14 protein-coding genes and 1 other annotated feature are annotated in these 14,136 nt (G+C 48.0%); of the genes, 12 read left to right on the forward strand and 2 right to left on the reverse strand.

Annotated features, from left to right (window positions below; all coding sequences use genetic code 11):
• Window positions 1-2 precede the first annotated feature (2 nt).
• The 11 genes from ABEW32_RS03865 (at window position 3) to ABEW32_RS03915 (ending at window position 9,841) form a co-directional block, all read left to right on the forward strand.
• Window positions 3-1,250, forward strand: coding sequence for a DUF58 domain-containing protein (locus tag ABEW32_RS03865; protein WP_430184872.1), 1,248 nt, complete (start codon window positions 3-5; stop codon window positions 1,248-1,250).
• Entirely contained in the window at window positions 1,247-3,493 is a 2,247-nt protein-coding gene (locus tag ABEW32_RS03870; protein ID WP_430184874.1) for a transglutaminase TgpA family protein, read from the forward strand. Before ABEW32_RS03865 ends, ABEW32_RS03870 begins: the two co-directional genes overlap by 4 nt.
• 143 nt (window positions 3,494-3,636) lie before the next feature.
• A complete protein-coding gene (locus ABEW32_RS03875; protein WP_013372205.1) occupies window positions 3,637-4,167 on the forward strand; it encodes a YqeG family HAD IIIA-type phosphatase in 531 nt (176 codons plus the stop codon).
• The gene (gene yqeH / locus ABEW32_RS03880; RefSeq protein WP_430184876.1) at window positions 4,160-5,287 is read left to right on the forward strand and encodes a ribosome biogenesis GTPase YqeH; all 1,128 of its coding nucleotides are present in this window, start codon (window positions 4,160-4,162) and stop codon (window positions 5,285-5,287) included. The genes ABEW32_RS03875 and yqeH overlap by 8 nt, the downstream gene beginning before the upstream one ends.
• A 105-nt stretch (window positions 5,288-5,392) precedes the next feature.
• On the forward strand, window positions 5,393-6,262 hold the full coding sequence (gene aroE, locus ABEW32_RS03885; RefSeq protein WP_430184878.1) for a shikimate dehydrogenase: 870 nt from the start codon (window positions 5,393-5,395) through the stop codon (window positions 6,260-6,262).
• Window positions 6,263-6,330: 68 nt separating this feature from the next.
• Window positions 6,331-6,627 carry a ribosome assembly RNA-binding protein YhbY gene (yhbY, locus tag ABEW32_RS03890; protein ID WP_013372202.1) on the forward strand — a complete coding sequence of 99 codons (297 nt, stop codon included), beginning with the start codon at window positions 6,331-6,333 and terminating at the stop codon, window positions 6,625-6,627.
• Window positions 6,628-6,644: 17 nt separating this feature from the next.
• Entirely contained in the window at window positions 6,645-7,235 is a 591-nt protein-coding gene (nadD, locus tag ABEW32_RS03895; protein ID WP_430184880.1) for a nicotinate-nucleotide adenylyltransferase, read from the forward strand.
• A complete protein-coding gene (yqeK, locus tag ABEW32_RS03900; protein ID WP_430184882.1) occupies window positions 7,219-7,815 on the forward strand; it encodes a bis(5'-nucleosyl)-tetraphosphatase (symmetrical) YqeK in 597 nt (198 codons plus the stop codon). The genes nadD and yqeK overlap by 17 nt, the downstream gene beginning before the upstream one ends.
• The gene (rsfS, locus tag ABEW32_RS03905) at window positions 7,812-8,159 is read left to right on the forward strand and encodes a ribosome silencing factor (RefSeq protein WP_430184884.1); all 348 of its coding nucleotides are present in this window, start codon (window positions 7,812-7,814) and stop codon (window positions 8,157-8,159) included. Before yqeK ends, rsfS begins: the two co-directional genes overlap by 4 nt.
• A complete protein-coding gene (locus tag ABEW32_RS03910; RefSeq protein ID WP_016821635.1) occupies window positions 8,156-9,064 on the forward strand; it encodes a CvfB family protein in 909 nt (302 codons plus the stop codon). The genes rsfS and ABEW32_RS03910 overlap by 4 nt, the downstream gene beginning before the upstream one ends.
• 3 nt (window positions 9,065-9,067) lie before the next feature.
• Entirely contained in the window at window positions 9,068-9,841 is a 774-nt protein-coding gene (locus ABEW32_RS03915) for a class I SAM-dependent DNA methyltransferase (protein WP_430184886.1), read from the forward strand.
• Window positions 9,842-9,932: 91 nt separating this feature from the next.
• Here the strand turns inward: ABEW32_RS03915 and ABEW32_RS03920 are convergent, their stop codons facing one another.
• The gene (locus ABEW32_RS03920; RefSeq protein WP_430184888.1) at window positions 9,933-10,322 is read right to left on the reverse strand and encodes a tautomerase family protein; all 390 of its coding nucleotides are present in this window, start codon (window positions 10,320-10,322) and stop codon (window positions 9,933-9,935) included.
• Between the two features lie 182 nt (window positions 10,323-10,504).
• Window positions 10,505-10,761 (forward strand) — a binding site (T-box leader).
• Between the two features lie 61 nt (window positions 10,762-10,822).
• Between ABEW32_RS03920 and leuS the strand changes: the two genes are divergently transcribed.
• On the forward strand, window positions 10,823-13,261 hold the full coding sequence (leuS, locus tag ABEW32_RS03925; RefSeq protein WP_430184890.1) for a leucine--tRNA ligase: 2,439 nt from the start codon (window positions 10,823-10,825) through the stop codon (window positions 13,259-13,261).
• On the opposite strand, the gene comER is transcribed toward leuS, so the two are convergent.
• Entirely contained in the window at window positions 13,242-14,087 is an 846-nt protein-coding gene (gene comER / locus ABEW32_RS03930; RefSeq protein WP_430184892.1) for a late competence protein ComER, read from the reverse strand. The genes leuS and comER overlap by 20 nt on opposite strands.
• Window positions 14,088-14,136: the final 49 nt, after the last annotated feature.

The following is a 14,136-nucleotide window of genomic DNA, read 5'->3' on the forward strand; positions in this document are numbered from 1 at the left end:
GAATGAACATGGTCAAAAGGAAGCGCAGGCTTCCACGGCTATCAGGCCGCGTCTGGCTTATGCTGCTTATATGGGTGGTGTGCCTGCTTTATTTGTTGTTTCAGGGCGGAAAGACATCGGTCATGCTGTTTTCTATGGTTACGTTGTTAATCGTTTATTTATGGCTGGTTGGTCTGAGTGGAGTTCGCCGCGTTCAGGGCTATCGGCAGCTTTCGCAAGGCTCGGAGTTTGGGGAACTGCTGCAGGCGGGGGATCAGGTGCATGTAAAGCTTAGTCTGAGCATTCCGGGCTTTCTTCCGCTACCATATGTCATTGTTCGTGAGGTACTTAAGCGGCATACAGGGGAATCCTGGTCGTTTGAAGACAGTGTCATTCCCAGTATGAAAGGGGGCGGCCAGCTTACATTTCAAACCCCTCCTTTGGAACGAGGAAGTTACTATTTTGAAGAAACCGAATGTGTAAGTGAGGACATCTTTGGCCTGTTGGAGCACAAGGGCAGGTTGAATGCACGCGGTGAATTTCGGGTGCTCCCCCGAACGGTATTTATTCCATATTGGCAGATCAATGATCGCCGATCAAGGATGTCTGGACCTCAGACCGTCCAAACTCGAACACGTCGTGAAACGACACAAATTAACGGTGTTCGGGATTATGTATATGGAGATCGGTTTTCACGTATCCATTGGAATGCGACGGCTCGTACAGGTAGCTGGAAATCCAAGGAATTTGAGCATGAGACGGTTCCCAAAACGATGCTTGTACTGGATGTACAAACAAAGCATTATATAAACGCTGATCAGTTTGAACTGGCTGTATCTTCTACCGCTTCATTGCTGGAATATGGTGGGCGGGAGCGGATGGGAGTCGGACTCTGTACGACTGGAGAGAAGGGAACTGTTTTTCCGCCAAGTGAGCAGACGCTGGAACGACAACGGATGATGCATCACTTGGTAGACATTCACACAACCGTGCAAGGCAGCTTGATGGGCGCTATAGAGAGCTGTGTGCGCCAGTTCCCGCAAGGCTGTTATTTTATACTGATTAGTCCGCTGAAGGATCAGCAGGCGCTGGAACTTCTTCGCTGGGCCGATATCCGGGGAATGACCCCGTGTCACGTCTATATCGGGGAAGGCTCGGCCGAGGGAGAAGTTGAAAAATGGATGAGCATGCTTCGTGCAAGGGGAATGAAAGGCTACGATGTAGAAAGCCTCGAAGAGCTCCCGGCTGTAATGGGGGGAGGGACACAATGAAAAGCTGGATACAATCGTTAAAGAGCTCCTGGGCCCCCGCCTTCACATTCTTATGGATTATTATTATCGCTATGCAATGGGTGTCTTTTGCTTCTGAATTATGGCTAGAAGAGACAAGGGCACTTGTGTTAACGACGATTACAATGCTGGCGCTTGTGAAGATTTTACTGCCATTTCGTCCATGGATTGAATTTGTCGTTAAGGCGATAACGCTGTTTTTTATTTTGTATCGGACATTAGTATCTTACTCCATCATTATCCCTTTCGGCGGGGTAGCCAATCGTCTGGATCAATTTATATCTAATATGTCTCCTTATGTTTGGTTTTCCCTCATTGCTTGGCTAGTTATTGAAATGGTGCCGCTCATCGTTACCACGAAGCAACGAATTCTAGTTTTTGTGGGCATCAATATTGCAGCTCTGGCGGTGCTCGATTCCTTCACACCAACTGTGCTGTGGGAGGAGGTTGCCTGGATCGTCTTTGCTGGCATGGGATGGCTAGTGACACAGCATTTGCAGTATTTTCGTCAGAATTATCCTCAAGGATGGAAGCATATTCGGCGTTATCCGTATAAAATTGCGGCCAATATCGCTGTCATTTTTGCGCTTATTATTATGGCGGGTGTGAATATGCCCGAGGTACAACCGGCTTTGACGGACCCCTATACAGCGTGGACCCAGCGGATTAGCTCAACCACTGCCGGAACCACTAATGGATCTGGGGTGTTGAATCAGCGGATGAACACCGCATCGGGTTATAGTCGGCAGGATAATCGGTTGGGTGGAGGCTTTAATTTTGATTATTCACCCGTCATGACCATCACAACTAATCAGCGAAGCTATTGGCGAGGGGAAACGAAACGAACCTATTCCGGTACAGGCTGGAGTGACGGAGGCAACGATGATCCAACACCCAATGAGGTGTCGATGACCGCAGAGCTTAAAAATACACAAGAAACGCGGCATTCTACTGAGCAGGTCGTGCAGACCGTCACAATGCAAAATGATCAGAGCTACCCGGTTCTGTTTGGCGCCTACTCAGTGCATCGTGTTCAATCGGTGGATAGGGATTCACGGGCCAATGGGTTACATTGGAACCCGGAACAGGCAGAACTTCTTTGGAACCCTTCCTCTCGAAGAACTGCTTATCCTAAAACGTATACCTTAGTATCGCATGTTCCGGTCATTCCTGAGAAAGAGCTGCGCACAAAAAGTTTTAATGAGTTGTATGGTAAAAACAAACAAGAAGCCTACCTGCAAATTCCCAAGGAGTTGCCGCAGCGGGTTCGTGATTTGGCTCGAAACGTAACGTCACCGGCCAAAACGCCGTATGAAAAAGTCGGATTACTACAGCAGTATTTACAGCAAAATTATGCATATACGAACAATCCGGATCTCTCACGGAAAAGAAGCAAGGATTTTGTGGATGCCTTTCTGTTCGAGATTCGGGAAGGCTACTGCGATTATTATTCCACTTCATTAGTTATGATGGCTCGCTCTGTTGGGATTCCAGCCCGTTGGGTCAAAGGGTATGCACCTGGCCAGCAGACGTTTTCAGATGATACAACTACGGGCGATGGTGACGAAAGCATGTCCTCATACTCTGTGACAAACGCGGACGCTCATTCCTGGGCTGAAGTATATTTAGGCGAATACGGCTGGGTTCCTGTAGAAGCTACGCCTGGTTTTGATATGCCACTGCTTACAGAGCAGGAGGATTCAAAGACTCCGGAAACCCCAGAGGTCAAAGATCAACCAGAACCAGAGCAGCCTGAGCAGACCCCGCAGATGAACTCAGGGGAAAGCTTAAAGATTCATCCTATAATTATAGGCTCTGCTGTTGCCGTTCTTTTGCTGTGGGCTGCTTATATCCTCTGGCGTAATCGGGCAGACATTCACTTTTACCTGCTGCGCTTGCGGACGGGTAAGCCACTGACTCCAGATGAAAAGGTGGTCGTTGAAACTGAACACTGGATACGGTACATGCGAAGAAAGGGCTTTGTCCGTGCCAGCCATGAGACATTGAGGGAATCAGTCAACAGATGGTCACAAGAAGCACCAGAACGTGCTGCGATTTTACATCAGTTGCTAGGATGCTTTGAACAAGCGCGTTATAGTCCTTCGTCGGTAACCACGGAGGATTGGCGCCGTGTTCGCCAGCAAGCCTCCCTGTTGCAGAAGCAATCATGGACAAAACGACGGGCTGAACGAAGAGCAAAGTCTGATCAGAAGGATGAAGGATGATCTATTTTTACTAGTTTCGAGTGACGCCAATGTTTATTTTAATCTATAAGTTTAGTAAAAAGCTGTCCGTTTGTTGCGGATAGCTTTTTACTAAGCCATAGTAATATGGTATAGTTTGTCGTATGAAACTGAGGTGACCGACGTTGTTTGAAATGTTGATGCCCAAATTACGGGTGAATACTGTCTTTGATATTGATCTTGAAGGCTTGTATGCTCAAGGATATCGCGGCATAATTACGGATTTGGATAACACGCTGGTCGGCGCAAAAGCGCCGAATGCGACTCCCGAGCTGGTGGCCTGGTTTGAAAAGGTCAAACAGGCGGGTTTTAAGCTTGTCATCGTGTCTAATAACAATATGGACCGTGTATCCGTGTTTGCTACGCCTCTGGACATTGAATTTATACATGCCGCCCGGAAGCCATCCAACTCGTCCTTTCGGAGAGCTATCCGTATGATGGGACTTACTCCGGAAGAGACTATTATGGTCGGGGACCAAATGTTGACGGACGTATTGGGAGGCAACCGAATGGGATTGCATACCGTTCTGGTACTGCCGATTTCCATTCATGATGAAGGAGTCATGACCCGATTTAATCGACGATTGGAGCGAATCGCGCTCACAAGGTTACGTAAGAAAGGCTTATGGCTTGAGGAGGAAAAGAAGAATGACTGAAAGACCTGACGGCGGAACTGCCGTCAAATGTAGTGGTTGCGGTATCGTCATGCAGACCACTAGCCCGGACCTTCCGGGATATATTCCGGAAAAATTATTAACTCGCGAACCGATTATTTGTCAGCGTTGCTTCCGGATCAAAAACTATAATGAAACGTCGTCCGTAACGGTAGATCAGGATGAATTCTTGAAGCTGCTTAGTCAGATTGGGGACAAGGATGCGCTTGTTATCCACATTGTAGATATTTTTGACTTTGAAGGCAGCTTGATTTCCGGCTTACAGCGTTTTGTAGGTTCCAATCCGGTTGTACTGGCAGTCAATAAGACCGATTTGTTGCCCAAGGTGACAAATTGGAACAAGGTACGTAACTGGGTACAAAAGCAGGCGAAGGAGCAAGGGCTACGCACGGAAGAAATCGTATTGTGCTCAGCTAAAAAAAATCAGGGCTTTGACCGTCTGCTGGATGTGGTATCCGAACTGCGTGGTAACCGCGATGTATATGTGGTTGGTGCCACAAATGTAGGCAAATCTACGCTGATTAACCGCTTGATTCGTGATTACAGCGATATGGAGCAGGAACTCACAACGTCCCGTTACCCGGGAACTACACTCGATATGGTGAATATTCCGCTCGACGATGGCAAGCACATTATTGATACTCCGGGTATTGTGTACCCTTGGCGGTTCAGTGAAATCGTCTCTCGTCAGGACTTGAGTGCTATTATGCCAGACAAGCCGCTGAAGCCTGCTGCATATCAGCTTGATGCCGGACAAACATTGTTTTTCGGCGGTATGGCCCGATTTGATTTTGTAGACGGTCAGCACCAATCTTTTACCTGCTACATTAACGGTGGTCTTAAAATACATCGCACGAAGCTGGAGCGAGCTGATCAGTTGTTCGCTGATCACGCTGGGGAGTTATTGTCTCCGCCAACACGCGATCAATTGGCAGAGATGCCGGAATGGACCAGACATGAGTTCCGCGTTCCACGCAAATCTCCATCGGACATCTATATATCCGGTTTGGGATGGATTAGAGTGAATAGCGAGAACGGAGCACTGGTAGCGGTTCATGCTCCTCGGGGAGTCCGTGTGCTTTTGCGGCCTGCGTTGATTTAACAATGCTGTAACCAAGTTATAGGGCGGCAAGGAACACAACCTGGTTCCTGCCGCCATTCATGTATTTGAGCGGCCTAATATTTTGCAATATGGGGGAGAGCAACGATGAACAGCGGGGAGTCTGGAGCGATCGAACGAGATCTTGTACTATTGGGCGTATTGGGTGATCCGATCAAGCACTCCAAATCGCCTCTGATGCATAAAATAGCTTTACAGGCAGCGGGGATTGAAGGAGATTTTGTGCCTCTTCATGTCACACCGGATCAGCTGGAAGATGCCGTCAAGGGAATTCGTGCTTTGCGTTTCCGCGGAGTCAATGTGACGATTCCCCATAAAGTTGAGATTATGAAATATCTGGATGAGATTGACGAAGGAGCTCGGCTCGTCGGTGCTGTCAATACGATAGTGAATGACAATGGACGGCTCAAGGGCTATAACACAGACGGAATTGGCTACGTGCGTTCCCTTAAGGAAGAGACTTCTGTTAAGTTAAAAGGCGCAAGAATTGCCGTTCTTGGAGCCGGTGGAGCTGCCCGTGGCGTAATCCATGCTCTGTTGGAGGAACAGCCGGAATCGGTTATCATTCTGAACCGGACACGTGACAAAGCTGAACAACTGGCATTGGAGTGGACGACAGAGGCAATTCCAGTAACGGGCTATTCCAATGAGGATGCCAAGAGTGTGCTCACAGCGGTGGATGTGTTGATTAATACAACCTCGGTGGGAATGTCTCCTTTATCGGATGAGCTTCCACTGGAAACGAGTTTGATTCCAGAGGGAATTATTGTGAGTGATTTGATCTACAACCCGCTGGAAACGAGGCTTTTACGCGAAAGCCGTGAACAGCGCGGCTGCACTGTGCATGGAGGTTTGGGCATGTTTGTGTACCAAGGGGCAGTGGCTTTTGAATATTTTACGGGGGTTGCTCCTGCAGTAGACCAAATGAGAGCGGCTGTGCTGAGAAGCCTGTCGTAAGTCGGATTATACATTAAAATTATGGAAATGCCGCATTGTATATGTGGCGACGAAGGGGTTAAATATACATGTTAACAGGTAAACAAAAAAGATATCTGCGCTCGATGGCGCATCATTTGGACCCAGTTTTTCAAGTAGGTAAAAATGGTACGAATGAGCATCTTATGCGTCACATCAACGATGCGATTGAAAAGCGTGAGCTGATGAAAGTACAAATTTTGAATAACTGTTTAGACGACAAGCATGAAATTGCGGAAGAACTGGCAGCAGAGACGGGTTCCGAGCTTGTACAGCTTATTGGAAGCACCATTATTTTGTACAAGGAATCTCGTGATCATAAGCAAATCGAGTTGCCTAGAGGATAATACGCGGGGAGAAAACTATGAAAATCGGTATTATGGGTGGTACATTTGACCCGATTCATATTGGACATCTGCTGGCTGGAGAATCGGCAAGAGATGCCTATGGGCTGGATCAAGTATGGTTTATGCCTTCTCATATTCCTCCGCACAAGCATCAAGCGGGGGCAAGCGGCAAGGAGCGTCTGGAGATGACGAGTGAAGCGGTAGCGGGTCATCCTGCTTTTGAAGTGCTGGATATTGAAGTGCTTCGCGGGGGGGTATCCTATACCATTGACACGATCAAGAAGCTTCAGGAGCTGCATCCTGCTGTAGATTTTTATTTTATTATTGGTGCGGATATGGTGAACTACTTGCCTCATTGGCAGGGGATTGAGGAATTGGCGCAGCGGATTTGTTTTATTGGGGTGCGGCGACCGGGCTTCCAGCTTGCGCTGGATGAGTTGCCTCATTATTTGCAGGACAAGGTACTGCTGGCGGATATGCCAGTGGTGGACATTTCTTCGACGGATATTCGTGAGCGTGCTGCAGAAGGGCGCACCATTCGTTATCTTGTGCCTGACCGTGTTCATGACTATATTACAAGGGGCGGTTTGTATGAAGTACAGCCGTGAGCAGCTAATGGAGGCCGTATCGGGTCAGATGCCTGAAAAACGCTGGAAACACACGCTGGGTGTGATGCATACCTCTGTGGAGCTTGCGAAGCGTTATGGGGCAGACCCGGCTAAGGCAGAACTGGCGGCTATTTTGCATGATGTAGCGAAATATTGGCCTGTTCAACAGATGGAGGAAGTGATTCGTAACTATCCCGAATGTGATCAGGAGTTATTGGAGCATGACAAGCAGCTCTGGCATTCAGAGGTAGGGTACTGCGTTGCAGCAAGAGATTACGGAGTGGATGATCCGGAAATAAGGAATGCGATCCGCTGGCATACGTCAGGGCGCGTAGGTATGAGCCTGCTGGATAAAGTCGTGTGTCTGGCTGATTACATTGAACCGGGGCGGGACTTTCCCGGGGTTGAACATATCCGCAAACAGGCAAAGAAAAGTTTGGAGCAGGGCCTTATAGCTGGTTTTGATTCTACAATTTCATTGTTGCTGGAAAAGCAAAAGGTTATTTTTCCGCTGACGGTCTTGTCGCGCAATGACTTGATTCGGCAGCTAAAACAGAAAAAAACGGAGGTTCATGAATGACCCTAACGAATGAGAAATTAATGCAAACAGCGGTTGAGGCCGCTAATGATAAAAAGGCAATGAATATTGTCGCACTGGATTTGCGTGGAGTATCGCTAGTTGCGGATTATTTTGTAATCTGCCATGGTAATTCGGATACACAAGTACAAGCGATTGTAACTGAAATTCGCAAACGCGCCCATGATGAAGGTGTCGTCGTCAAAGGAATCGAAGGAATGGATTCCGCCCGCTGGGTTCTGATGGATTTGGGAGATGTTGTAGTGCATGTCTTCCACCGCGACGAACGCGAATATTATAACATTGAACGGCTTTGGTCGGATGCTAAGGTTGTGGAGAAGGTATGAGTTTGATCGCTGGTACTTATGTCACCATTATGGTGGATCGTGAGGTATCTCCTTTCGGCTACTTTCTTACCGTCGGTGAGCAGGATGTGCTGCTGCATTATACGGAGTTGACTCGTGAAATCGAAGTAGGTGAACGGCTGGAGGTTTTTATCTTCCACGATACAGAGGACCGTTTGGCTGCAACTATGAAAAAACCGTTCTTGTCTCTGGGAGAAATGGCCAAGCTTGAGGTGGCCGATGTCCATCCTCGTTTGGGATGCTTCCTGGAGATGGGATTGGGGCGTCAACTTTTGCTGCCGATTCGTGAGTTGCCAGAAAACCGGGATCTGCATCCTCGTGTAGGTGACTACGTGTATGCCATTATGGAGCATGACAAACAAGGCAGACTGCGAGCTAAGCTGGCAGGGGAGCAGGAACTGGCTCCATTGTGCTTCCATGCTCCTAGTTCGTGGCTAAATACGTGGGTCCAAGCTACGGTATACAAGCCGCTTCAAATGGGCACCTTCGTCCTGGTGGACGGTGGTGTGCTTGGTTTTGGCGCAATAGGGATGATTCATTCCTCGGAACGTAACCGCATGCTTCGCTTGGGCGAGGAGGTTAAGGTACGGGTCACGCTTGTTCGCGAAGACGGCCGGGTCAATCTGGCGATGTCGCCACGCAAGGAAGTAGGCCGCGATGAGGATGCGGATCGGTTGATTGCCTTTCTGAAGGAACGTCCAGGTGGGGGTATGCCGTATTCTGACGCAACGCCGCCAGATATTATCAAGCAACGGTTCGGTATCAGTAAATCTGCCTTCAAGCGTGCAATGGGCAAGCTGATGAAGGAAGGACTGGTTACACAAAAAGAAAATTGGACCTACCTGGTGGAGAAAATGCCTAAACCGAAGGATGGGAATGGGGAATAAAAAATGGCTTCTTACCGCAAGTTTGCCTATGTGTATGATGAGCTAATGCAGGACATGCCGTACCCGGACTGGTTGCGTTTTGCGCGGCAGGCTTGGGACCAACACGGGATGCCACATACAGTCGCCGAGCTGGGCTGCGGAACGGGCTCAATAACGATTCCACTGGTTAACTCGGGCTTCGAGGTAGCTGGCATCGATTTATCTTCTGACATGCTGGCAGTAGCTCGTCGCAAAATGGAAGACACTCCTCGGGGGCAACGATTGTTTCGTGAGGGAAGCGTTCGCTGGATACAACAGGATATGCGGGAATGGGTTTTACCGGAGCCCGTGGACTCTGTCATTTCTTTTTGCGATTGCCTGAATTATTTACTTGAGGAAGAAGATATCATTTCTACTTTTCGCAGAACATATGCTGGTCTGAAGCCTGGTGGAACCTTTCTGTTTGATGTACACCATCCCCAGACATTTTTGCGTTATGATGAAGAACAACCATTTGTACTGGATGAACGCTCCATCTCGTATATCTGGACATGCGCATTGGATACTCCCCGTTGTGAAATTGAGCATCATCTCAGTATCTTCGCGAAAGCAGAACATGAAGGACGCGATCTGTACCAGCGTTTTGAGGAAATTCATGTACAGCGTGCTTATGATCCAGAATGGATGAAGGCAGAATTGTCCAAAGCAGGTTTTCGTGATGTAAAGGTATATGCGGATTTTGAATGGGTAGAAGCAGAAGATGACGCGGCGAGACTGTTTTATGTCGCTGTAAAATAGCGAGGATTCATTAAGTTAATGAGAATTCATTAAGCTAATATAGAAAAAGAAAGACGCTTTTCATGAAGTCATGAAGGGCGTCTTTTTGCACTCATATATTCACTTTATAGTTTAGCTGAAGTTCATCACCCGGCACACCCCGAATGCCCCAATTCTGTTTCGGTGTTTCAAATATAGTAATTTCAAGATCCTGTGGAGCAATGGCAAAATGATTCGCAATTCTTTGGAATAACAGCTGAATGAGCTGCTTCTTGGCTGTTGTCGTTCGGCCTTCGAAGATACTGATTTCAATAATGGTGTATGCGTCGGAGCGATCATCTGTATAGATAAAGTCTTCATGATTCATAGGAAAAAAACGATGAAACCTCTTGTCTGGAGGATAGCTGAACGCATCCACTACGGCAGAGTGAATCACCTCTGAAAGTTGCTTTTTGATCGGATTTAGTTTTTCTTTTATCCCAAAAATTTTAATCTGTGCCATGTCTCCACTCACCTTTCTTATCTCATCTCAACTTGAACCATTGCAACTTGGAGTTATTATAAAACATTCGTATTCATGTGTCATGGACACAACTAGGTATAAAGATGGCGTTTAGTATCAAGTGTAGTCCTTATTTGACTTTTTTCGCGCTTTTCAATATAATAGTGCCATTATTAACGGTTAAACAATCGCTGATGAGGAATAGTAGTTTTGTCTGGACATGTAGAGAGCCGGCGGGTGGTGCAAGCCGGTTGACAGTGCAAAGCGAACTCGCCTCGGAGATATGCGTCCAACGCAGGAAAGCACTATATAGGTGTCGTACCCTGTTATTAACACGCATCGGATCACCTCCGTTATCAGGTGTAAAGGGAGTAGAACGCGAAGAACGCTTTCTGCTAACTAGGGTGGTACCACGGGAATATAACCTCTCGTCCCTAGCGCTGACACGCTACGGGATGCAGAGGTTTTTTTGTTGCATACCGTTTGAGGAGGAAAAGACAATGACAGACACACAGCCGAAGCACGGCTATCAACCGCAAAGTATTGAACCAAAATGGCAAAAATATTGGGATGAGAACAAGACGTTCCGCACTGGGGAAGAGCCGGGCAAACCGAAGTTTTATGCTTTGGATATGTTTCCGTACCCATCTGGAGCTGGTCTGCATGTAGGGCACCCGGAAGGATACACAGCTACAGATATTGTTTCACGTTATAAAAGAATGCGCGGCTACAACGTACTGCATCCGATGGGTTGGGACGCCTTCGGTCTGCCTGCCGAGCAGCATGCGCTGGATACAGGTGAGCACCCACGCGAAATTACGGTGAAGAACGTAAACAACTTCCGCCGTCAAATCAAATCACTTGGTTTTTCATATGACTGGGATCGTGAGATTAGCACAACTGATCCTGATTATTACAAGTGGACACAGTGGATTTTCATCCAGCTGTACAAGCGCGGTCTCGCTTATGTAGCTGAAGTGCCTGTGAACTGGTGTCCAGCACTGGGCACAGTGCTGGCGAATGAAGAAGTAATTGATGGTAAGAGTGAGCGTGGCGGTCATCCAGTTATCCGCAAACCGATGCGTCAATGGATGCTGAAAATTACGGAATACGCAGATCGTCTGCTTGACGATCTGGAGGAACTGGACTGGTCCGAAAGCATTAAGGATATGCAACGGAACTGGATTGGTAAGTCTACCGGGGCAGAGGTTCATTTCCCAATTGAAGGCTATGACGAACAACTCACAGTATTTACAACCCGTCCAGATACGCTGTTCGGCGCAAGCTACTGTGTGCTGGCCCCAGAGCAGGAATTGGTGGATATGATCACTACACCTGAGCAAAAGGACGCTGTACAACAGTATCGTGAACAAGCTGCTCGTAAAAGCGACCTGGAACGTACAGATCTGGCCAAAGATAAAACAGGCGTATTCACAGGAGCTTATGCAGTGAATCCGGTGAATGGCGAAAAGTTGCCGATTTGGATTGCAGACTATGTACTGGCAGGCTACGGAACAGGTGCAATTATGGCAGTACCAGGTCATGATACACGTGACTGGGAATTTGCCAAGAAGTTCGGATTGAAAATCACTGAGGTCGTTCAAGGTGGAGACGTGGACAAAGAGCCATACACCGAGGATGGTCCGCATGTCAATTCAGGCCTGCTGAATGGACTTACTAATGAGCAAGCTATTCCAAAAATGATCGAATGGCTCGAAGCTGAGGGTAAAGGACAGGGGAAAGTAACCTACCGTCTGCGTGACTGGCTGTTCAGCCGCCAACGCTATTGGGGCGAGCCGATTCCAGTAATTCATCTAGAAGATGGAACGATCAAAACGGTTCCTGAGGATCAACTGCCGCTCGTACTGCCGGAGATGGACAATATCAAGCCTTCAGGAACAGGTGAATCCCCGCTGGCGAATGCGACAGACTGGGTAGAAACCATTGATCCTGAGACAGGTATGAAAGCACGTCGCGAGACAAATACGATGCCGCAATGGGCAGGAAGCTGCTGGTACTACCTGCGCTTTATTGATCCGAAAAATGATAAAGAGCTCGTGTCCAAAGAGAAACAGCGCGAATGGATGCCTGTTGATCTGTATATTGGCGGAGCAGAACATGCGGTTCTTCACTTGCTGTATGCCCGTTTCTGGCACAAGGTACTGTATGATATCGGCGTAGTGGAAACGAAAGAGCCTTTTTATAAGCTGGTCAACCAGGGTATGATTTTGGGCAATAACAATGAAAAAATGAGTAAATCACGCGGTAATGTCATCAATCCAGATGATATTGTTAATACGTTTGGCGCCGATACGCTGCGTATTTATGAGATGTTTATGGGGCCGCTGGAAGCGACCAAGCCATGGAATGAGAATGGGGTAGAGGGAGCGCATCGTTTTCTGTCCCGCGTATGGCGCCTGTTTGTTTCCGAGGATGGTAGCCTGAACGAAAAAATTAAAAATGACGGCGGTAGCGACGAGTTCAAGCGGACCTGGCATAAAACGCTGAAAAAAGTAACCGAGGACCTGGACGCATTGCGCTTTAATACAGCGATCAGCCAGCTGATGATCTTCACCAATGATGCATACAAAGTAGATCTTCTGCCGCGTGCAGCGATGGAAAACTTCGTGCAAATGCTGTCGCCACTTGCGCCGCATCTGGCCGAGGAACTGTGGCAGCTGCTGGGGCACGACGAGAGCATTACCTACGCGGCTTGGCCTGCCTATGATGAAGCATGGACGGTGGATGCGGAAGTGGAAATTGTCATCCAGGTGAATGGAAAAATTGTACAACGTGCAACGATTGCCAAAGATCTTGATGCCAAAGCAATGGAAAACTTTGCTCTGTCGCTGGACAGCGTTCAGGAGTCGCTGGCTGGTAAAACAGTCCGCAAGGTAATCGCTGTTCCAGCCAAGCTGGTTAATATTGTTGCCGGTTAATCGGCTTTAGGCCAAAAGAGACATCTATCTTTTGCATGTCCTCTTCGTACTTATTGTGCGTGGCCCTTATTAGCTCAGGGAAGACACTATGCAGACTGATGTCCAATAATGCAAGGGCTTCGGCGGTTATCCCTCCGGGTACCGCTACTCTTGCTTGTAACTCGGCTGGTGTCATCCCGCCTTCCGTAAGCAACTTTCCAGTGCCAATGATCATTTCACCGGCCAGAGCACATAGTTCCGTGCGGTCTATGCCCGTAGCTTGAACTGCGGCTTGGATCCACTGGTCCATAAAAAAGGCCAAGAATGCAGGACCACAACTTGAAAAATCCGATGTGATTCGTGTATGAGACTCTTTAACTCGAATCGGCCTACTGATGTGAGACATAAGCTCTTCCAGAAGGGAGCGATCCTCCTCTGTAATCCGGCTTCCATGGATGCATAGTGAGGCTCCGCTTCCGATCTGGTGAGTGACACTCGGAATAATTTTGGACACTTTGGCTTTCAGTGCATGCTCCAATATACGGATCTGCACTGGACTTGTGATAGAAACGACAATGTGCTCTTCTGTAATGACGTTGCGTATTTCATCCGTTACGGTTTTTGATTCCAGCGGCTTTACGCAGATAAACAGGATGTCGCTTTCCGCTGCCGTCTCACGGTTGCTTTGGGCTGCATGCAAACCTGGATAACGACGGGCTAGCTCGGCTACCTTGGAATACGTTCGGTTGCTTGCTAAGATTTGCTGGGGTTTGAGTGCGTCCGAATGAATAAAGGATTCAATTAGCAGACTTCCCATGCTGCCAGTCCCGATAAATCCAACTTTCATTGTTCAACGTCCTCCTTTCATACTTTGCGGTATAGACGCTGTGCTGTCA

This window comes from Paenibacillus jamilae, assembly GCF_050482105.1.
GTDB lineage: Bacteria > Bacillota > Bacilli > Paenibacillales > Paenibacillaceae > Paenibacillus > Paenibacillus jamilae_B.